Origin of the sequence: Niallia oryzisoli, assembly GCF_043641075.1 — a bacterium.
Lineage (GTDB): Bacteria > Bacillota > Bacilli > Bacillales > Cytobacillaceae > Bacillus_BD > Bacillus_BD oryzisoli_A.
In genome coordinates this window covers 84884-105947 of the sequence record NZ_JBHZRC010000010.1, presented here as the reverse complement: position 1 = coordinate 105947, position 21064 = coordinate 84884, and the positions used below count along the sequence as shown (strand labels likewise).

The 21064-nt window shown below is 39.6% G+C and carries 23 protein-coding genes; 1 reads left to right on the top strand and 22 read right to left on the bottom strand.

Annotated elements, in window-relative coordinates; translation table 11 throughout:
• Positions 1-12: 12 nt before the first annotated feature.
• From ACHUFV_RS21690 to ACHUFV_RS21630, 13 genes are all read right to left on the bottom strand, one after another.
• Positions 13-633, bottom strand: a complete 621-nt coding sequence (locus ACHUFV_RS21690; protein WP_394237789.1) for an NAD(P)-binding protein — start codon at positions 631-633, stop codon at positions 13-15.
• 18 nt (positions 634-651) lie between these two features.
• Entirely contained in the window at positions 652-2103 is a 1452-nt protein-coding gene (gene cobA / locus ACHUFV_RS21685; RefSeq protein ID WP_394237787.1) for a uroporphyrinogen-III C-methyltransferase, read from the bottom strand.
• An 83-nt stretch (positions 2104-2186) separates the two neighbouring features.
• Positions 2187-2498 carry a nitrite reductase small subunit NirD gene (gene nirD / locus ACHUFV_RS21680; RefSeq protein WP_394237785.1) on the bottom strand — a complete coding sequence of 104 codons (312 nt, stop codon included), beginning with the start codon at positions 2496-2498 and terminating at the stop codon, positions 2187-2189.
• A 239-nt stretch (positions 2499-2737) separates the two neighbouring features.
• Positions 2738-5164: a nitrite reductase large subunit NirB gene (gene nirB / locus ACHUFV_RS21675; RefSeq protein WP_394237784.1), complete on the bottom strand. Its 2427-nt coding sequence runs from the start codon at positions 5162-5164 to the stop codon at positions 2738-2740.
• 221 nt (positions 5165-5385) lie between these two features.
• Complete coding sequence (locus ACHUFV_RS21670) at positions 5386-6018, bottom strand: response regulator transcription factor (RefSeq protein WP_394237782.1); 633 nt, start codon at positions 6016-6018, stop codon at positions 5386-5388.
• Entirely contained in the window at positions 6011-7051 is a 1041-nt protein-coding gene (locus ACHUFV_RS21665) for a sensor histidine kinase (RefSeq protein ID WP_394237780.1), read from the bottom strand. Before ACHUFV_RS21665 ends, ACHUFV_RS21670 begins: the two co-directional genes overlap by 8 nt.
• Positions 7048-7788, bottom strand: a complete 741-nt coding sequence (gene liaF / locus ACHUFV_RS21660; RefSeq protein ID WP_394237778.1) for a cell wall-active antibiotics response protein LiaF — start codon at positions 7786-7788, stop codon at positions 7048-7050. The genes ACHUFV_RS21665 and liaF overlap by 4 nt, the downstream gene beginning before the upstream one ends.
• Positions 7789-7919: 131 nt before the next feature.
• On the bottom strand, positions 7920-8582 hold the full coding sequence (locus ACHUFV_RS21655) for a PspA/IM30 family protein (RefSeq protein WP_394237776.1): 663 nt from the start codon (positions 8580-8582) through the stop codon (positions 7920-7922).
• 147 nt (positions 8583-8729) lie between these two features.
• On the bottom strand, positions 8730-9077 hold the full coding sequence (locus ACHUFV_RS21650) for a lmo0954 family membrane protein (protein WP_394237774.1): 348 nt from the start codon (positions 9075-9077) through the stop codon (positions 8730-8732).
• Between the two features lie 237 nt (positions 9078-9314).
• Positions 9315-10511: a Ger(x)C family spore germination protein gene (locus tag ACHUFV_RS21645; RefSeq protein ID WP_394237773.1), complete on the bottom strand. Its 1197-nt coding sequence runs from the start codon at positions 10509-10511 to the stop codon at positions 9315-9317.
• A complete protein-coding gene (locus ACHUFV_RS21640) occupies positions 10508-12112 on the bottom strand; it encodes a spore germination protein (protein WP_394237771.1) in 1605 nt (534 codons plus the stop codon). Before ACHUFV_RS21640 ends, ACHUFV_RS21645 begins: the two co-directional genes overlap by 4 nt.
• Positions 12113-12141: 29 nt before the next feature.
• A complete protein-coding gene (locus tag ACHUFV_RS21635; protein WP_394237769.1) occupies positions 12142-13260 on the bottom strand; it encodes a GerAB/ArcD/ProY family transporter in 1119 nt (372 codons plus the stop codon).
• Positions 13261-13294: 34 nt separating this feature from the next.
• Positions 13295-13531 carry a hypothetical protein gene (locus ACHUFV_RS21630; protein ID WP_394237768.1) on the bottom strand — a complete coding sequence of 79 codons (237 nt, stop codon included), beginning with the start codon at positions 13529-13531 and terminating at the stop codon, positions 13295-13297.
• A 188-nt stretch (positions 13532-13719) separates the two neighbouring features.
• Between ACHUFV_RS21630 and ACHUFV_RS21625 the strand changes: the two genes are divergently transcribed.
• Complete coding sequence (locus tag ACHUFV_RS21625; protein ID WP_394237766.1) at positions 13720-15249, top strand: FAD-dependent oxidoreductase; 1530 nt, start codon at positions 13720-13722, stop codon at positions 15247-15249.
• 87 nt (positions 15250-15336) lie between these two features.
• On the opposite strand, the gene ACHUFV_RS21620 is transcribed toward ACHUFV_RS21625, so the two are convergent.
• From ACHUFV_RS21620 to ACHUFV_RS21580, 9 genes are all read right to left on the bottom strand, one after another.
• Positions 15337-15471 (bottom strand): hypothetical protein, encoded by a 135-nt coding sequence (locus tag ACHUFV_RS21620; RefSeq protein WP_394237764.1) that lies wholly within the window; start codon positions 15469-15471, stop codon positions 15337-15339.
• A gap of 81 nt (positions 15472-15552) precedes the next feature.
• On the bottom strand, positions 15553-16713 hold the full coding sequence (locus ACHUFV_RS21615; RefSeq protein WP_394237762.1) for a DEAD/DEAH box helicase: 1161 nt from the start codon (positions 16711-16713) through the stop codon (positions 15553-15555).
• A gap of 165 nt (positions 16714-16878) precedes the next feature.
• Entirely contained in the window at positions 16879-17145 is a 267-nt protein-coding gene (locus ACHUFV_RS21610) for a phosphocarrier protein HPr (RefSeq protein ID WP_394237760.1), read from the bottom strand.
• 256 nt (positions 17146-17401) lie between these two features.
• Positions 17402-17989, bottom strand: a complete 588-nt coding sequence (locus tag ACHUFV_RS21605) for an STM3941 family protein (RefSeq protein WP_394237759.1) — start codon at positions 17987-17989, stop codon at positions 17402-17404.
• Between the two features lie 17 nt (positions 17990-18006).
• Positions 18007-18363, bottom strand: a complete 357-nt coding sequence (locus ACHUFV_RS21600; protein WP_394237757.1) for a ribose-5-phosphate isomerase A — start codon at positions 18361-18363, stop codon at positions 18007-18009.
• 35 nt (positions 18364-18398) lie between these two features.
• Complete coding sequence (locus ACHUFV_RS21595; RefSeq protein ID WP_394237755.1) at positions 18399-18677, bottom strand: ribose-5-phosphate isomerase A; 279 nt, start codon at positions 18675-18677, stop codon at positions 18399-18401.
• 39 nt (positions 18678-18716) lie between these two features.
• Entirely contained in the window at positions 18717-19364 is a 648-nt protein-coding gene (locus tag ACHUFV_RS21590) for a bifunctional 2-keto-4-hydroxyglutarate aldolase/2-keto-3-deoxy-6-phosphogluconate aldolase (protein WP_394237753.1), read from the bottom strand.
• 42 nt (positions 19365-19406) lie between these two features.
• Complete coding sequence (locus ACHUFV_RS21585) at positions 19407-20330, bottom strand: phosphoglycerate dehydrogenase (protein ID WP_394237751.1); 924 nt, start codon at positions 20328-20330, stop codon at positions 19407-19409.
• A 38-nt stretch (positions 20331-20368) separates the two neighbouring features.
• Positions 20369-21040, bottom strand: coding sequence for an HAD family hydrolase (locus ACHUFV_RS21580; protein ID WP_394237750.1), 672 nt, complete (start codon positions 21038-21040; stop codon positions 20369-20371).
• Positions 21041-21064 lie beyond the last annotated feature (24 nt).

Here is a 21064-nt window from a genome sequence, read left to right as displayed (position 1 = left end):
TCAGGCACCGTTTTATGAATTTTTCAACCTGTTAAGCAATTCTTCGAAGTCCTTTTCTCTATCTGGACCCGTTACAAATTCCTGCTCTGTAATGGCTGTTAATAAAGACTTCTTCAATTTAGGATCGTGTATTTCCTGAAGGATCCATTTTCTGCAGTCATACAAAAAATCCATATATTCCTTGTATTCGGGTCCATATTGATTAGAAAGCTGCTGCTTTATCTTTTTAGCCAGTATCGGACTTGCACCAGAAGTAGAAACGGTAATATTCAGCCTTCCTTGATTATACACAGCTGGAAGAATGAAGTTCGATTCCTCAGGGTCATCGGCAAGATTCACTAATTGGTTCGGTGCAGCCGTTTTTTTCACGGCAAGGCTGACCTCTGGATCACTTGCAGCAGCTATGATTAAAAAAGCGTCTGTCATGTCGTCGGCGGAAAAGGTCTTTTTCTTCCAAGTGATAGTTCCCTGCTGATGGAAATGGTGCAGCTCCTCTGTCAGCTCAGGACTAACAACGGTAATCGCAGCCTGTGCCTCCAGTAGTCCTTTTACCTTGCGCTCTGCTACCTTTCCTCCACCGACAACGACGGCTTTTTTACCGATTAAATTGAGAGAAATCGGGTAGAAACCCATCCCCATCACCTTCCATTTTTACTCATCTAACGAACACTTTTTAATGGTTTCGATTAGGGCTTCACGTGTTGGTGTTTCTGCAATTCCATCAGACTGAACTCCGTAAAATTGCGCAGCCATTTCTGATTTGTTTCCCATACAGATAACTTTCACTCCCTCGAGGAATTCTGGTGGGAATAGCCCAACAACAGCTTCCTCCTCGAAAAACATTTTGACAGATTGTGCACTTGGAAATACAATACTATCTGGCTTTGCTTCGTGAAGTATTCTTTTTAGAATCGGTAAAAATGTGTCGTCCACTACTTTCTCACTTGTAATTAGTAAATCACAATTTCTATATTTATGTGCTACACGGCTATCCCCAACAACCAGCAGGGCCTCATTTTGAAAAAGATGATCGGTGATATCTGCCAGCAGGCCTCGTTCCTGCAATGCGGTGACCGTTTTCTTTGATAATCCATATAGATTAGCTGAAAGACTGCGAATATCAATTTGTTCTTTCATTAATAACTGAAAAAACTCTTCAACACTTTCAACAGAAGTAAATAGGATCTCTTCATAATGGGCAAGCTTGTCTAAAATATCGTAATTAACCGGCACTTCTGCATTTTTCCATCTAGGAAATTCAATTACATCTGCCCCTTGCTCTGTCAAAGCCTGTGCCAAGCCGCTCGATTTGAAGCCTGTTCTTGCGAGTAGAATCTGTCGTCCAAATAATATTTTTTTCTCGAACCAGTTAATTTTTTTACGTATCGACACAATCTCTCCGACAAGCGTAATCGCAGGGTTACTAAACTTCTGCTCTGCGACTAATTCGGCAATTGTAGCAAGTGTTCCTTCTAACGTTTTTTGTCTTGAAAAGGTACCCCATTGTATAAGAATAACCGGGGTTTCCGGTGATTTTCCATTCTCCATCAAGCTTTGGCAGATATAAGGAAGGTTTTTGACCCCCATATAAAAGGCGATTGTATCAATTCCACTTGCGAGTGCCTTCCAATCAAGAACAGGCTTTCCATCTTTTGATTGGTCGTGTGCTGTTACCACTGCAAACGTTTCTCCAAATTGTCTATGTGTTACTGGAATACCAGCATAGAGAGGAGCGGCCATTCCCGAGGATATTCCCGGTACCATTTCAAATTCAACTCCTGCACTCGCTAATGCTTCGGCCTCCTCACCTACTCTTCCAAAAACGCCGGGGTCTCCTCCCTTTAAACGAACAACTCGTTTCCCTTCTAATGCCTTATCCACTAACAGGCTGTTAATCCCTTCCTGCCTTAATGTATGGCGGTCAGGCAGTTTCCCGCAATAGATCAATTCACAGCCAAAAGGTGCAAAATCCAGCAATTTCGGATTTGCCAAACGGTCATATAAAATGACCTCAGCCTGCTTGATTGCCTCCAGCCCCTTTACAGTTATTAACCCAATATCTCCCGGTCCTGCGCCGACTAAAAACACTTTTCCTTTGCTCACATACGGTCATCCTTCCAGAATACAAATATACAAAGGAGGGTGTCCATGATGATGACACCCTCTACTCTTTTACTCTTTTTACATTATACAATAATATAGACTTTGTCATTAGATACTTCTAAAGGATAAACTTTTACCAGTCCTGTATCAGGTGCTTGAACCTGCCCGTTTACAAGCGAGATTTTCCAGTCATATACAGGGCAAAACACATATTCTCCACTGACAAGTCCGTCTGCCAGTGTGCCGCCCTTTGGATGCGGGCTGCGGTTTTCAATAGCATGGACATCACCATTAGTTAATCGGAATAAAGCAATTTCTTGTCCTTCCATTTCGAATACCTGACCCGTTCTTTCCGGAAGAGTGGAATAGTTTGCTAGCTCTACTTTTTTTGACATATTTTTCTGTCCACCTTATCACATATATTTTGTCTTTTCACTAGGGTGTTAAACCTTGGTTGTTGATTTCCGTTCCAGGCACTTCGCTTTCCGCGGGCGACCGCCGAGCCTCCTCGACACTTCGTGTCTGTGGGGTCTCGACTGTCTCGCTTCTCCCGCAGGAGTCTTCGTGCCTTCCACTTCAGTCAACAAGCGAACAAAAATCAACATTAAATCTTATCATAGACTTTTACGAAAAATTATCTTACCGGAACAGCAATTTCATGCTTTGAGTAATACTTATCTTTAATTTCATTACTTTCAATGGCTTCCTGCCAAGGCTCTATATAGCGTTCTAGAGTTTTATCCATACGCTCATTTAATGCTTTTCTTGTTTCTTCATCAGCCAGTACTTCTTTTATATGCTCTAGTCCTACACGCTCAAGCCATTTCGATGTACGCTCCAAGTACTCTGCTGTTTCACGATAGTATTGGAGATAAGCACCCGTTAGCTCCATTACTTCCGCTTCTGTTTCAACCTTGCCTAGTAAATCTCCAGCACGAAGGTCCGTTCCGCCATTACCTCCAACATAAATTTCCCAGCCTCCGTCTACGCCAACAAAGCCGATATCTTTAATTCCTGCTTCCGCACAGTTACGTGGACAACCCGATACACCCATTTTTACTTTATGCGGTGTGTCAAGACGTTCGAATTTCTTCTCTAATTCAATACCTAATCCCATCGAATCCTGTGTGCCGTAGCGGCAGAACTTGGCTCCCACACAGGTTTTTACTGTTCTAAGTGTTTTACCATATGCATATCCTGATGCCATGCCTAGGTCTTCCCAAATGCTTGGAAGATCTTCTTTCTTTACTCCAAATAGACCAATCCGCTGACCACCTGTTAGTTTAACTAGCGGCACATCATATTTCTCTGCTGCTTCAGCGATTGTTTTCAAATCCTTTGCGCTAGTTACACCGCCGTACATTCTAGGAACAACCGTATAGGTACCGTCCTTCTGGATATTAGCATGCATTTTTTCGTTAACCAGACGTGAATCACGATCATCCTGATGATTTTCAATATTGATCATTCCAAGATAATAGTTAATCGCCGGGCGACATTTTGAGCAGCCCTCTTCATTTCTCCAGCCTAAAACATTCATGACCTCTTTTACACTTGTTAAGCCTTTTTCTTTAATTTCAGCCACGATTTCGTCACGGCTTAAATGTGTACAACCACAGATGCCTGCCTTTTTCGCAGATTTATCATATTCATCACCAAGTGTAAGTGCTAAAATGTCGGAAATGAGCGATTTACAGCGACCGCATGAACGGCCTGCATTTGTACAGCTTCCCACTTCTTCTACAGTTGTAAGTCCATTTTCTTGAATAGCGTTTACGATTGTTCCTTTTGATACCCCATTACAGCCACAGACAAGCTCATCATCGGCCATCGCAGCAACATCGTTAGATCCATGGCCTTCACAGCCTGAAGAAAGGATGGATACACTTGTCAAGCCGCTGATATCTTCTTTCTTCGTCAGCATCCGGAATAATCGATTGCTGTCCTTTGTATCGCCGTATAGGACAACTCCTGCAACATGATTGTCGCGAATTAATACTTTTTTATAGACACCGTCAAATTCATTGTGAACTTTAATCGCTTTTGTTGAGTCATCATCCATGATTTCACCGGCTGAAAATAAATCAACACCTGAAACCTTTAATTGTGTACCAACAACAGATCCTTGATATGGTTCCGGCATTCTTCCGGCAAGGAATTCAGCAAGTACTTTTCCTTGCTCATATAATGGTGCGACTAAACCGTAGACGATTTCGCGATGCTCAGCACATTCTCCCACTGCATAGACATTTGGGATATTGGTTTCCATAAAGTCATTGACAACGATTCCCCGGTTAACCTGAATGCCACTTTCCTTTGCTAGACTAACATTCGGCTTAATTCCTACTGCCATGACAACTAGGTCAGCAGATACGGTTGTGCCATCTTTAAAGCTAAGTCCTGTTACTCTGTCATCACCAAGAATCTCAGCTGTTGCTTTTTCCATCAGGAAGTTCATGCCTTGTGATTGCAGCTCTTTTTCCAGCATTTTCGATGCAACAGGATCAAGCTGTCTTTCCATTAAATAAGGCATTAAATGAACAACATCCACATCCATACCTAGATTTAATAGCCCGCGTGCGGCCTCAAGTCCTAATAATCCTCCGCCAATCACTACTGCTTTCTTGTGTGATTTAGCTGTTTCAATCATCGTTTCACAATCCTTGATATCGCGGAAACCGGTAACGCCTTGCTTGTCAGCACCAGGAATTGGCAGGATGAATGAACTTGATCCAGTGGCAATAATTAGTTCATCATACTCCGTTACCCGCCCTTGATCAGATACCACTTGTTTATTATCTATATCTATTTTTACAATCTCTTCACCGGTGTAAAGCGTAATTCCGTTTTCACTATACCAGTTCCAATCATTCATGATGATATCATTAATGGTTGTATCACCCTGAAGAACTGTTGATAATTGAATCCGGTTATAATTGGGATGTGGTTCTTTTCCGAATACGGTTATGTCATACGTAGTTGGAGATACTTTCAATAGCTCCTCTATTGTTCTAATTCCAGCCATTCCATTACCGATCATCACTAATTTTTTGTTATTCATTGTTACAACCTCCCATATTATTTGTTCATTTAATCACAATCTCTTCTTTATGCTTATATATTAATTCTTTTGGCACTAAAAAATTTGTGAAGTTCGTCACACTTTTATAGACTTGTTAACCAGTTCACAAATATGCCAAATTGTATTCATAAAAAAGACAAACCTATAGAAAGTATCGATAGATTTACATAAAAAAAAGACTGCTATCAAATAGCAGCCCTTTATTTTACAAGTGAATGTTTAAATGCATAGATTACAGCTTGAGTTCGATCCTGTACCTGAAGTTTGCTGAGAATATTACTTACATGTGTCTTGACTGTTTTTAAAGCAATAAAAAGCTCATCAGCGATGTCTTGATTACTTTTTCCTTCAGCCATGAGAAGAAGAATTTCCATTTCCCTGGTTGTTAAATCCTCATGGAGCTCATAGTGATTTTTCTGCCGCATTTTCATCATCATTTTCCCGGTTACTTCAGGTTCTAGAATCGATTGACCACTGTATGTAGAGCGGACGGCATCAGCAATCTCACTTGCTTTCGATGTTTTCAGCATATAGCTTGTGGCACCGGCTTCAAGTGCTGGATAGACCTTTTCATCATCAAGGAAGCTTGTGACAATAATGATTTTTGCTTCAGGCCATTTGTCAATAATCTGCCTAGTTGCTTCAATCCCATCCATTTCCTTCATCACTAGATCCATTAAAATAATATCTGGTCTTAGCGAAAGCGCTAACTCAATTGCCGTTTTTCCATTATCGGCTTCCCCGACCACCTCTATATCCGGCTGGGCCGCCAAATAGGAGGAAACTCCAATTCTTACCATCTCATGATCATCAACAAATATAACTCTAATCATTATCCTCACCTTCAATTACAGGAATTTTTACTTCCAGCCGGGTGCCTTTATTTTTTAACGAGACGATTTTTAAATTGCCTCCAATTTCAATTGCCCGGTCATGCATATTCTGCAAGCCGTAGGAACCGGCTTTGTTTTCATCAATATCGAACCCAATTCCATCATCAAACACCCTTAAAATAATAAACCCGTCTCGTTTAATCAGCAGTACCTCCAAATGGCTTGCCTTCGCATGACGAAGCGTATTTGAAACAGATTCTTGCAAAATACGAAATAAGTGATCCTCGACCCCTTTTTCTACAATAAAGTCCTCTATTTTCCATTTTATGTTCATCGTAACCTTTTGAGTTAGTTCAATAAGCAATTCTTCAATCCCTTCCTGCAGAGATTTTCCTTTTAATGCGACAGGACGTAAATGAAGAAGCAAGGCCCGCATCTCGAGCTGTGATTGGTGTATCATTTCTTCCACTAGTTTCAGCTGTTTTGTTTCGCGGTCATCCTCGTTAGGCTTTCCTTCGTTGATGGCGGACATCAGCATGGAAGCAGCAAACAGCTGCTGACTGACCGAATCATGCAATTCACGTGCTAGACGGTTTCGTTCCTGTGAAATAATTTCCTGAATCCGGCTTTCCTGTTCTTCAGCCGCCTCGGTTGCTAGCCTCTGTGATACCTTTGCCTGCTCCGCAATTTGTCTTTGAATTTTGTTCATTCGTTTCGTTATGGATTCTAATTCAGCCGAAGAAGCGGAACGATCCTTTTCAAAGGGTCTACCTTCCTCAATCTGATGGAGCTTTTCATCAATAGACTGCAGTTGTTTACGCCAATAAAGGCCTGAAAAAGAACCAAATACAATACCAATGACAATACTGACACTTGGAACAAAAAGAATAAAGGGAATATCCAAGACATCGCTTTCCCATAATGCACTCCAGTGGTAAAGCGGAAATACGGAAAATATTTCACCCGCAACAAAAATGAGAATAATAAGGGACAGAGACGTACCAATTAGAACATGACGTAAAATGATGCTCATACGCGTTTCACCTCAATATCACCAACCATCATTGAAGTGAATATCTTCACCTTTTGGTCTGTTTGTTCATAGTTAGCTGTCTCTACATTTATGATCCGATTGATTAAGGACGTTTCGTAAAAGTCTAAAATTCTTGCCGAACCGAAAAGGACAGAATGATGGATGCTCACTTCTACATCATATGGAATATGGACAGTTACTTTCCCCATGATGTTTCGGATAAAGATAATCGACTCTCCTTTTGGTAAAACGGTATTGCTTAAATCAATTAGACTATCACCAACACCACATTGTATATTTACATCATCCCATTCATACACATGATCCGGCGTTTGTTGATGGCCAAATAATCGGTTTTGAAAAAGAGGCTGTTCCTTAATGATGGTTTCACTGTAAAGACCGGCATCAGCATGCGGTTCATTAATGATCGGGATGATCGTATACTGCAGCTTTTTCCTGTTTGCATATTGATAAATAAGAAAACATAAGAGAGCCATCAGAAAGAACTTAACGGCAATCATATTGATTACATTAACAAAGAGTAGAAAAAGTCCTGCCCAAAAAAGAAATTTCCCTGTTTTTTTCGGCATCTTTTTTCTCCCTAAATACACCATTCCTATCGCAACAATAAGGGAGAAGATTAAGCCGCGGTTAAAGAAAAATACATCTAATAGGACAAAAAAGGCACCTAGTAAGACAATCCAGCTGAGATAGTCACTTTTTAATTTTTTCAGCAAACCGTATTCCTCCCCTCTTGTTATGATAGGAAATTTGAAAGCGAAGAACGCTTTTCATAAAATCTTTGAATTAACTCAATTGTTTCTAAAAAGGCGTAGATATCTACGCCTTTTTAGAATAACAGTTTCTATTATGAAATTGAACTTGTTTCTTCTTTATCCTGCTTTAATGTTTGATTTTGTTTTTCTAATTGGGCAATTCTTTCATCAATTGTGTTTTGATAGTAGGAACGATTCACATTTTCCTCTAGACGGTCAAGGTATGTTTCGATTTCTTGAAAACGTGAGTAAGAGCTAGTGGAATATGTTTGGTTATCAAGAACCTGATTCATTTTATGCTGGGCACGTGTTACATTTTCTCTACCCATTAATTCTAAGCGGCGGATATTCATATCCTTAAGCTTGTGCTTCATTAATTCATATTTTTGTTCCAGGTCTGAAAGCTGTGCGTTTGCTTGAACCATCAGATCGTTGATACGTGCTGCTCTTTCCTCGAAATGCTGCTGTTCATTTGCCGCAAACTGGTAAAGCTCGATTTCAGCTGCCCCCGAAGCAACCTCTGCTTGAGATTTGCGTTTAGCTGCCATCTCAACAGCCTGCTGATATTCACGTGTAAATTCATCCTTCAAGCGATACTGTCTTTCCAAAAGCTTACGTACCTTTTCAGTCTCCAGCTCACATTGGCGTAAATAATGATTCAGTAATGCGATTGGATTTTTTTGCTCCTTATGATCAATTGCTTCATGTAAATCTGCCATTACAGTATTTTTAATACGGGTAAATAAATTTGCCATTTTTATACTCTCCTTTTAATTAGTTCTAATATACTGGTATTGGATTCCGTTCCAGGCACTTCGCGCACCTTAGGGCGACCGCAGGAGTCTGCGTGCCTTCCACTACATTCAATCTGCTTAAAAATATCAACAATGTTAATTAAATTATTAATATTTATTTAGCTGAGACCATTGCTTTTCGAAGTTGACGAATGGGTCGTCACTTTCTTCAATGATAGTGTTCTTCGGTTTATTCCAATTTTTATAAACAACATATAGCACGTATGCAGCAGCGATACCTAGAATAGCGGGGACATTAGAGGCAGAGGACATTAAAGCGACGAAGCCAAGAATACCCCAGCCAATCTTCATTAAAATTGAATCAGTCTTGATAAATTGTTTGACGACAAAGTAGAGAATCGCGAGACTGATCACCAGCCCTACCATCGGTCCAAGATTATGCAGTAACACAATTGCAGCGATTCCTCCAGCTAAAAGCAACCCAAATTTTTTCATGTTTTGTTGCCTCCTTTCTTGATTACATCTTACCTTTTTCAATGATTTCCTATAACGAACCCGAAATGTATTTTCTAGTAGGACTTGAGGCTGAGACGAATTCAGACCTTTTTCGAGCATAAAAAAACCAAGGATTTCTCCTTAGTTTTTAAGCATTTTCCAATGCATGCGTAAATAGTTCTATTGATTCTTTATTTTTCATAAAAATTAAACATTTAACTTCTGGCTATCTCCACATTATTTCTTTCTAAGTAAAGCTCCTTTTGAGGTTAAGCCTGCTCTTCTTATTTTTATATCTGTTTCAATATCGATTTGGGCCTGTTGAAAGGCTTCATCCCAATTTTCTTTATACTTTTTATACTTTTTTGGGTTTTGCTGTTCTACGGTTTCACCAAAGCCGAAAATATCAACCCCATATTCCTTTTGCACCTTATGAATCATCTTGCCTATTTGTTCTTTCAAATAGTCTTCGACTTTCTTTTCATACATTAAGTAACTACTTGATTCATTTAACGGATATGGACCGCAAAAGTTTCCATTGATATAGCCTTCGGCTCGTATCGATAGTTTAATATGCGGCTTTCCATTTTGAATATCCCCTTTTACTTTTGTTCGTGAATGAATAATCCTTAGCGCCATATAGTTCTCATTTCCACATGGTACGCTAACAATGGTCATTTTTATCTTATTTTGTGTCCATAAGTAATCTCTCGTTTGTTCGATTGGAAGAGTCCCGACAAACTTCTCGTCCCGAAACATGGCCAATGAATCAATTTCAACGATAGCATCAAGTTCGGATTTCTTCAGATTGTCCATACTCGCGCCTTTTTTAGGATTTCCACTGATATGAACAGTGGCCATGACCGGCTCGCGTCCGGTTGCTGTAAGGGCATTAACAAAATCCGTTAAGCGTATATCAGGGTCGGATCCCCATAGCTTTGATCCGGTACTCATCTGTCTTGTTAATTTTAATGAAGAGGATTTCTGAATCGTATAAAGAACCTTTAATACATCGGCTGCTTTACCTTCATCCACCATAATAAAATTAAAGTCATCTCTTATTTCCCTATTTCTTTCAAGAAAATCGATAAATTGCAGCATTCCTTTTTCTGCGATCTCTTTACTGATGATAACCGTCTTCATATGGGAGAAAATCAAGGATTTCGAAAAACCAATATTCATTTTATGTGCAATCTCTGACATAGTATTTCCTTCTAAGGTGAAAACAACAGAGGGAGCATTCCCGCTTGCTGTTTGATCATTAAGCTCGGCCGGGTTAATCGCCTCAACAGTGATTTTATATAGACCATTTTCCCCTACATCAACCGCCATTCCAATTGCCATTGATACAGCCGCAAGCTCTCTTTGGTCCCAGCAGCCAGTTAAAAACAGCAGTTGCAATGATAATAGAAAACATAACACCTTCTTTTTCATCCGCCATTCCTCCCTTGCATGTCCGGAGGAGTATTGAGGTCTGACTTCTCTTGCTTAATAGGCTCAGCTGTACGTAAATAACTCGGCCTCCTTCTCAACCCCCAGTAGGGAAAGCGAATAAATACATCCTTTTGATCCTTCATGTTAAGTGGGGCAATTGGCGCCAAATATGGCACACCAAAGGATCGTAATGAAGCTAGATGGGCGACCATCACGACTAAGCCAAGCAAAACCCCATACAGTCCTAAAAAACCAGCTATTGGGATTAGGATTAGCCTTAGAATTCTAGTCGCTGCCGATAGACTATAGACAGGAGCTACGAAATTTGCGGTAGCAGTAATGGCCACAATGATGACCATGATATTGGAAATTAGTCCTGCTTCTGCGGCTGCCTGCCCTATCACAAGCGCTCCGACAATGGAAACCGTCTGCCCGACAGCTCTAGGCATTCTGATTCCTGCTTCCCTTAATATTTCAAAAGTAAATTCCATAATCAACACTTCAACAACAGCCGGAAATGGTACACCCTCACGTTGGGCCATAATATTAATTAACAAATAGGTAGGCACTAATTCCGGGTGGTAGGTTAAAATACCCACATATGCAGACGGTACAATCAAGACAATCATAAAGGAAATGTATCTGATCACTCGAAGAAAGCTCGAGATCATATAATGATGATAATAATCCTCTGAGGAAATAAAAAAATCAGTAAAAACGACAGGTACTAGTAACGCAAAAGGGGTACCGTCAACAACAATACAGATTTTCCCCTCCATCAATTCCCCGGCCACTGTATCAGGGCGTTCTGTATTAAAAGCCAATGGAAATACCGTTAATGTTTTATCTACCAAAAGCTCCTCAATATTTCCTGATTCAAAAATCGCCGAAACGTTTATTTTGTTCAGTCGCTTTCGTACTTCCTCCACAATTTTTTCATTGGCTATTTCATTCATATAACCAATATAAACCTTTGTTTTTGTTTCGCTGCCAATGCTAAATTCCTCAAAACGAAGATTACTATTTCTAATTCTTCTGCGAATAAGAGATAGATTTATGGAGGAGGCTTCCACAAAACTATCCTTCGGTCCTCTAATAACGGTCTGTGAGGTTGGCTCAGCCACTTGCCTCAGGTTTGTATTTGGCATACCAATACTAATTATTAGAGGAAAATTCTTAGAAGCAATGACGAAGCTGCCATCTAATAATTCATTAATAGCCTCTTCTGCAGTTTGAGTAAGTTTATAACCTGAGCCGCCAAACATTTGCTCACAAAAATCCTGTATCCCCTCTACAGTCTTTAAATCTAGGGAGGAATTTGGCTGGTTCGTATGTTTGTTCATTAGGGTTTGCTGTAACTGGCTTTTATCAATCGTACTGTTCAGATAAAATAATATTCCCTCTTCTTCAGCTATCCTCACCTGCTCCATTATTAGGTCAGCTGTTTGGCCAAATGCAGAGAGAATAGATTCTTTCAGTTCATGCAGAGAAATCATTTCATTCTCTAGTATCGACAATTGTTTATCTTCGCTGGAAATAGTATTCTTTGCTTCTCTTAGTTTTCGCCTAACCCGGACAAATGGTCTTTCTGAAGTCAACATCTCACCCCATTTCCATCTTCTTTATTAAATTAGACCGCTGTTGACTTTTTATTTGCCTTTTGCCGCTTTTTAGTTTTCCAAAGAATAATGCCTAACAGAAGGAATGGTATGCCAAACTGCATGGGCGGGTGGAGATAACGCGTAACAAACACTAAGCCTTCCTCCACATGTTCAGCAAAATTAGCTGACACCCAAACAGTAAAGCATGCAACAGTCATCCCAATTGGAAAGGTAAAATCCCGATATGGAATGCGAAAAATATATTCAAGTCCTTTTAATCCTGCATAAAAGAAAAGCGAGCTTTTGACCAGAATACCTAACAGCATAATAAAGACGACAAGTGCATCCGTTCGTTCAATAAAATTGGCGATTGAAATTTTTCTTGCCGCCGACAGCAATGGAAAGATTGAAAACTCCATTGTGTCTGCGCCTAAGGACATCAGCATAATAGCCGTTGAAAAGGTCAGAGAAAAACCTGCCATTACCACACCGAGTAAGACTACTTTTTTAGCTTTTTTAAGGTGGGTCACACTTGAGAGAATCACAGTAAAAACAATTAATTCACCGAATGGAAAGGTAATTAGCCCGGGGAATATTCCCTTAATAACCGGCATAAAGCCATCCCCAAGCATCGGCTGTGCATTTTGAAGTTTAATTCTGCCGCTGGCAAATAAAAAGACAATAAGCAAAAAGATAAATCCTAACAAATAGGGAAAAAAGATTTCAGATACTCGTGCAAGTACTTCGACCCCTAGGTACACAATATAGATAATGACGAGCATGACGGTTAAAGAAATTACTTCAATTGGAGTTAGCGGCAGAATGGCTGTGGCAATTAATTCCACAAAATCACGGTTTAATCGCGAAGAGATATAGAGAAAATAAATAATATAGAAGACGGAGATAAAAATGGCGACAGGCCGCGTAAAACCATACTCCATGATTTCAAACAGATTATGATTTGGAAGCAGCTCGTTCAAAGTATAAAATAAATACATGATACCCGTCCCCAACACAGTCGCAATGGCGATGGCAATCCAAGAATTTTGCCTTAGCTCTGTACCAACTCCCATGATAATTGAACTGCCCAATAAAAAGATAAATTCCAATGCCAACAATTGGGTAAGAGATAAATTTTCCTTCTCCATTCAAATACACGTCCCCTAATGAAAAACTACTTATTTAAGAATGAGGCTGTTCTGGATTTCCCTTTTTCCTTTTTCTTCGAACATCTACTACAATTGCCCAAATCATGCCGCATATCCCCATTAAGGCAAGAATCAATTTGTCTTCGGTAAGTTGAAAATAAAACATGTTCATTGCTGTTTCCATAAATGAATAGTGGAATAATAATGTATCAATAAAAATCACTAAACTGCCTAACAACATAAAAACAGCCAAGAATGAAAAAGTTACCATTTTCCTCTCCTTGCTTTCCGGTTCAAACTTTCATTACCCCTTATCATGTCAATCACGAGAAATTTTATCCAAAAAACCAAAAACTTAACACTTTAACGCGGTAATTTATATTTAGATGTAGTCATTTGCATACTTCTGTTGTTGGTTGGAAAAATTACCTATATATGCTATTACAGGAGGAATTTCCAATGACAGATTCATCCCATTCAATGCCGCAATTTCCAGAGCCCTATTGGCGGGAAGTATCACTGCCGACTGCAAAAAAACTAACAGAAGATATCTCAGTTGACGTAGCCATTGTTGGCGGAGGAATTACGGGAATTACAGCAGCCTATCTATTAAAAAAGGAAGGCTTACATGTGGCTATCCTAGAAGCAGGAAACATTCTAAACGGAACAACCGGGCATACGACTGCAAAGGTTACGGCCCAGCATGGTCTGATTTACGATGAGCTAATTGCCCACTTTGGTGAAGAAAATGCCAAGCTCTATTATCAATCTGCCGACAGCTCGTTGAAATTTATTAAGGATCTAATTCAAGAGAAAAATATTGATTGTGATTTCAGCGAGGAAGATGCCTATATCTATGCCACAACAGACGAGTATGCCAATAAGATTCGAAAAGAGGCAGAAGCATATAAGAAGTTAGGGATTAACGGTGAGCTTCATGATTCCATTCCGTTTGATATTAGAATCAAGAACGCACTTTCTATGAAAGGACAGGCTCAATTTCATCCATTAAAATATTTGAAGCAGCTAACCCTTGATTTTCTTGAGGCAGGGGGGCTTATTTTTGAAGAAACAACTGCTACAGATATTGAGGAAGAGAATGATATCCCAAAAATCATCACAAGGGATGGATACAAGGTATCATGCAAGCAGGTGATTATCGCCTCCCATTTCCCTTTCTTTGATAAAGAAGGAATGTATTTTGCCAGAATGTACGCAGATCATTCCTATGTAATTGCTGTTAAAACAAATAAGCCTTACCCTGGGGGCATGTATGTAAGTGTTGACGACCCTGTTCGCTCGTTGCGTTATACACCTGTCAACGGTGAACATCTAGTTCTAATAGGAGGAGATAATCACCAGACAGGTCAGGGTCCAGATACACTAAAGCATTATCAGGCACTCGAGGCGTTTGCTGAAAAAACATTAGGGATTAAAGAGTATGCTTATCGTTGGAGTACTCAGGACTTAATTACCCTTGATAAGCTTCCTTATATCGGCTCGATCACAGCCCAAAAGCCAAACATCCTCGTGGCAACCGGCTACCGCAAATGGGGAATGACAAATGGAACGACAGCAGCTACTCTTTTGACAGATATTATTCTAGATAGGGATAACCCGTATAAGGACTTATTCTCGCCAACCCGGTTCAAAAAGGCGGATCCAAGCATTAAAAAGTTTATCAGCATTAATGCAGATGTAGCAGGCCATTTGTTAAAAGGAAAGCTGCAATATTTACCGACAAATCCAAACGATCTAAGTAATGATGAAGGTGCCCCTATTATGTATAATGGTGAGCGGGCCGGAGCCTATCGCGATCAAGATGGCAAGCTTCATATTGTCGATACTACCTGCACACATCTTGGCTGTGAATGTGAATGGAACCATGGGGATCGAACATGGGATTGCCCATGCCACGGCTCCCGCTACTCCTATGATGGAGAAGTCATTGAAGGGCCAACGAATAAACCGCTGAGGCGAATTGAATAGCAGCTGTAATGACATCCCTTCAAAACGCATAAATACAAAACAAAACAAGGCCTCCACATAGGAAGCCTTGTTTTGTTTTTAACCATATTAATCTAGGGTAGGTGTTGCTCCACGTTCTTTTGTTCCAGTTTGAAATTCAACTAATTCTTCACTTGTACGGTTCGCTTCTTTTTTATTTTTATTACGCTGTGCGTTTGCATTTCCACGTTTCGTTCTTCCCATTATCCTACCACTCCTTTTAAAAATCAGCTTACAGTGGTAGTATTGCTCGTTTTAATAACTTTATTCCGTATAAGAAGGCTATTACCGTTTAACTGGAGAGGGTGACTTACCCTCAACAATATTTTCACCATAGAATCGTTTAATGACTGCTTGTACGCCCATTTCTCGTGCAAACTTTTTCAAATCACGCTCTTCTCGTTCCGTCACAAGAGACACAACCGTCCCAGCTGCACCAAATCTTCCTGTTCTTCCTGACCGATGTACATACTGATTCAAGTCCTTTGGAAAATCGTAATGAACAACATGTGTAATGCCTTCAATATCGAGACCCCTTGCAGCAACATCTGTTGCAATCAGCATCGATGTTTTACCATCTCGAAAATTTTGTAACGCCTTTTGACGTTCCATTTTATTTAGATCACTATGAAGAATACTGACGTTAATTTTTTTAAATTGAAGCTTCTCTGCCAGAACAGTTAGATTACCGATATCCTTGACAAATACGAGAGCCTTTAGCGCCTTCAAACGAGAAATCTTTTCAAGCAATCGAATCTTATCTCGTTGTTCAGTCATAAAGTAAATATGATTCACCTTTGCCGCATCAATGGTTTCATCCTTTTTCACAGTGATTATCTCTGCCTCATTCGTAAGCTCCTTTGCTAGCTTTACGATTGAATCCGGTAATGTTGCCGAAAAAAGGACAACCTGCCGATCACTTAAGGTAGATTTCACAATCTGCTGGACAGTATCGGTATGCTCCGGTACGAGCAGCTGATCACCTTCATCAAGGACAACCATTTTCACTTCATGCATTTTTAGCTTTTTTTGTTTAATTAATTCAAGCACACGGCCCGGGGTTCCAACCGCGATATGCGGGTGTTTTTTTAATTTTTCCAGTTGCCGCTTTACATTCGCGCCGCCAATAAAAGAGGCACCTCTGATTCCGCTGCCTTCTGCCCACTTTTGAATTTCATTTAAGATTTGCATAACCAGCTCTTGTGATGACGCCAGAATGACGGCCTGAACTGCCTTTTTATCAGCATCGATCCTATTCAATACTGGAAGCAAATAAGCTAATGTCTTTCCAGTACCAGTCGGTGATTGTGCGATTACATCTTTTTTTTCAAGAATTTGCGGTATTGCATAAGACTGAATGGAGGTTGGCTGTGAAAAACCAGCCTTTTCCCATACCTGTTGAATGGAATCCTTTAACTTGTTTAGTAGTTGTTGATTTTCTGTCATTCTAATCTCCTTCAAGAAATAGATAATAGTGAAGAAACTGTTTGCTTCATTATACTATTACTACATCCAAGATAAAAGCACAGGCAAATAGTCTGATGTTCCGTCATCATACAAAAAAACAGCATAATAGGGTGAACCTATTACACTGTTTTTGACATCCATAGCTTAACCAATAAGTTTATTTTCTTTCATTGTTTCAGTAAGTGCATTAATCACATCTTCTTCGTCTGCACCTGACGCAGTTACTGTCACCTCTGCTCCTTTTGAAACACCTAGTGACATAACACCCATGATGGATTTTAAGTTAACGCTTTTTCCGTTGTATACCAGGCTTACATCTGAGCTGAATTTATTCGCTGTATTTACTAATAAAGTTGCAGGACGTGCATGAATACCCGCTTCATCAATGATTGTAAAAGTTTTTTCTGCCATGGTTTATAACCCCTTTTCTAATTTAATTAGGTTAAAATCAATTCACTTTTTTAACCATTTCTTATAGTGCAGCAATTTGCTTATTGCACATTTCCTCATCAAGTAAAAAGGATAATGGTCAATACCTATTTTCTCCCTCGTTCCGCATGGCTATTCCATGCATTCTAAGGAAAAGAAATTACTGTGCAAATACCACCGCAGTCCATATTACCACAACTAAAAGTTTATTTCTTCTTTTTTAATCATAATTTAAAAATTATTTCTTCTTTTTATTTCTATTGGCCTTGGCCATCTTTAAAAGTGGATCCTCATATTCTTTGATAATAATGGCTGGATTATTATTGTGTGCAAATTCTTTAAACTGATTAAAAATTTCCTTAAACTTCTTGTTACGAAAGGAGAAGCCATCAATTGAAAGCGTATATCCTGTTCTTTGACGGTTTCGATCAGCAATCTTTTTAGCATTTTTGCTGCTGCTATTTTGAAATGAATAAGGCTTAGAAACTAAAATACCAATTTGAAGGCTGGACTGCCCAGGATAGGTTTCTATTTTCTCGACGACCTTCCAAGGAATGAGACCAAGGTCAACCCCTGAACTGTATTCCCTGATTCCTTTGTCGGAAATCTCTAATAAAGGTTCGCCCTTTGACATGGTCTTGTAATTTTGAAAGACCTGCCATAATAAAAAGGCCATTAAAATAACTAATAGAATATTCCATATTAAAGTTAAATTACTAGTAAAAAGTATATAAGCTTCTAAGAAGACAAATGCTAAATAGACTGCAATGGAAATGATATTTCTTACTTTATCTGGATACACGATATACTGATTTGATTCATCCACGATCTGGCACCTCAAAACTATTTTTCAATTACTCTGATTTGATTATTATTTCCAACTAGAACGGTATCCACACAATGAAGAAACAAGCCATGTTCAACAACTCCGGTTAAGCTTTTTAACCAATCAGCCAATTCTGTTGGATGATTGATGCTTTCCAAATACAGATCAATAATCCAATGACCCCCATCGGTCACAAATAACTCATCATCATGCCCTATTCGTAAGACAGGATTAAACTGTTTTTCATAGAACATTCTGAACAGCCTCTGACAGCCATAAGGGATGACCTCAACAGGCAGACGAAATTTACCAAGCTGGCTTACAAGCTTATCTTCATCGATAATCCAGATAACCTTTTTTGAATGAGCGGTCACTATTTTTTCATAAAGTAATGAACCCCCACCGCCCTTTATCGCAAAAAGCGATCTCTTTCGATTTCATTTGCACCATCAATTGTTAAATCTATCTGCTCAATCATATTGAGATCAACTAGTGAAATTCCGACTTCCTCCGCTAGCCTGCGTGTCTTTTCAGAAGAGGAAACTGCTTTTATTTGCAGTCCCTCTTGAACCCTGTCTCCTAAAGCGCGAACCAGATAGTTCACCGTTGTGCCGGATCCCAATCCCACTATCATGTTATTTTCAACATATTTGGCAGCTTCATCACCAAGCAGTTTCTTGATATCCATTGACCATCCTCAAATCATGTAAAGTTAGATGAACAAGCTTTATTTATTCCCTTTTGCTTCCCTTACAATCGATACAAACTCAGCAGCAGTTTTCGTGACAGCTTCATAATCCCCTGTTTTAGCTCCTGCAGTTAAGCTGCTCCCTGTACCAATAGCAAAGGCTCCATTTTTAAGCCACTGGGCCGCATTTTCTAAAGATACACCGCCGCTTGGCATATAGTTTCCATGTGGAAGCGGTCCTTTAAGGTCTTTTATGATACTTGGACCAAATGCGCCTCCAGGGAAGATTTTGATGACATCAACCCCAAGCTCCATCGCCTGTACAACTTCTGTTGCTGTCATTACTCCAGTCATCACAGGGACTCTATACCGATTACATAATTTAACCATTTCGGGTGCCAAATTTGGACTTACTACATACTCTGCTCCTGCTAAAATCGCAAGACGAGCAGTTTCAGGGTCCAACACAGTCCCTGCACCAATTACCACATCTTCACCCTTATAGCGTTCAGATAATTCTTTGATAATATCTAGTGCCCCTGGCACAGTCATCGTTAATTCTAGGAATTTGATGCCGCCTTGACGAATCGCTTCACTTACCTTTAAACCCTGTTCTTTATCTTCCGCACGAATAACTGCTACAATTGCTTCATCTCGTAGTTTTGATAAAATATCAATTTTGTCCATCATCATTCATCCCTTTTTAGTCAGATTTTTTATGTAATACTTCTATAATAAGTTTTTCAAAATATTCTCAGCCGCTAATCTGCTCATATTGTTTACGGCTTCAAAGGTTGAAGCACCTGAGTGTGCGCCTATAATGATATTATCTAATTCAAGTAGTTCCTTGTTTTCAGGTGGTTCCTTTTTGAAAACATCCAAGCCTGCACCCCAGATTTTTTTATTTTTCAAAGCATCATAAAGAGCATCTTCATCGACTAACTCGCCGCGGGCTGTATTGACAAGCACAGCTGTTTCCTTCATCATGTCAAACTCTCTTGCACTAATCATATCGTGAGTTTCTTCAGTTGCAGGAAGATGAAGACTGATGAAATCACTCTGCTTAATCAGATCGTCAAGCTCTACATATTTAACACCATATTCTTTCGCAAACTCTTCATCTTTATAAAGATCATAAGCAAGAATATCCATCTCGAATCCTTTTGCTCTTTTGATAACGCCTTTACCGATTGCACCAGTACCAACAACCCCAAGGGTTTTTCGGAACATCTCAATGCTGGTTTTCTTACCCCAGTCCAGTTGACGGCAAGCCTTATCGACCTCGACAACTCTTCTGGCAACTGACAGCATTAACGTAAACGCAAAATCTGCAACAGAATCTGAATTAGCATTTCTCGTAATGGATACTTCTATATTATGTTCTTTACAATAATTCAAATCGATATTATCGGTTCCTACACCATATTTGGAGATGGCCTTTAAATTTTTTGCATGCGACAGAACATCTGCATTCAGCGGATCGACTCCTACAATAATTCCATCGACATCTTCTATTTCTTTTTTCATTTCTTCTTCTGTTAAAATTCTACCGTATGGATTGATGACTACTTCAATCCCTTTTGATAAAAGCAGGTCCCTAGCTTCATCACTGTGTTTCCCAAAAGACCTTGGGGTTACTAACACCTTTACCATGTAACCACTCCTAATTTTGGTTTAATACATGTCCTGACTTAGTTTGTTAACGATCGCAGAAATCTTTCTACCTCTGTTAAATCAGACATGACATCCGTTGCCAATCCTCTTAATTCTTCTGTTTCTATCACCGTATCCGGAACAAAGATGGAAGATATTCCGGCACTGCTGGCTGCCTTTAACCCAGCAGGAGAGTCCTCGAGTACGAGAGCATTAGATGGCTGAACAGCCGCTTTCTCACACGCCCTTAAAAATACTTCTGGATTAGGTTTCCCATTCACCACTTCGTCCCCTGAAACACGATAATCAATATACTCACTTGTATTTGTAACCTTCAAATACTTATTGATAACCTCCATTTCGCTTGAAGAAGCGACAGCCGTTTTTACTCCAATCGACTTAAGATAGGTTAGTAGTGATTCAAGGCCCTTTTTCTTAAAGCTGGGAAGATACATATGTTCTTCTAATAATAAAGCTTTTGCATTACGCATATAACTGCGCCAATCATGAATTGGCGCATCTTCTCCGTATATTTCAGACATCTTATTTAATATGTCTTCATTTGTCATGCCGACAAACTGCTGAATAATCGTGCTGTCAATTTGAAAGCCGTGATGTTCAGCAGACTTCAGCCATCCCTCGGATGCAAGCTTTTCTGTATCAAACATTAAGCCATCCATATCAAAAATAACTAATGATGGAAAACGCAAGGTTATCCCCTCCAGTAAACAGCT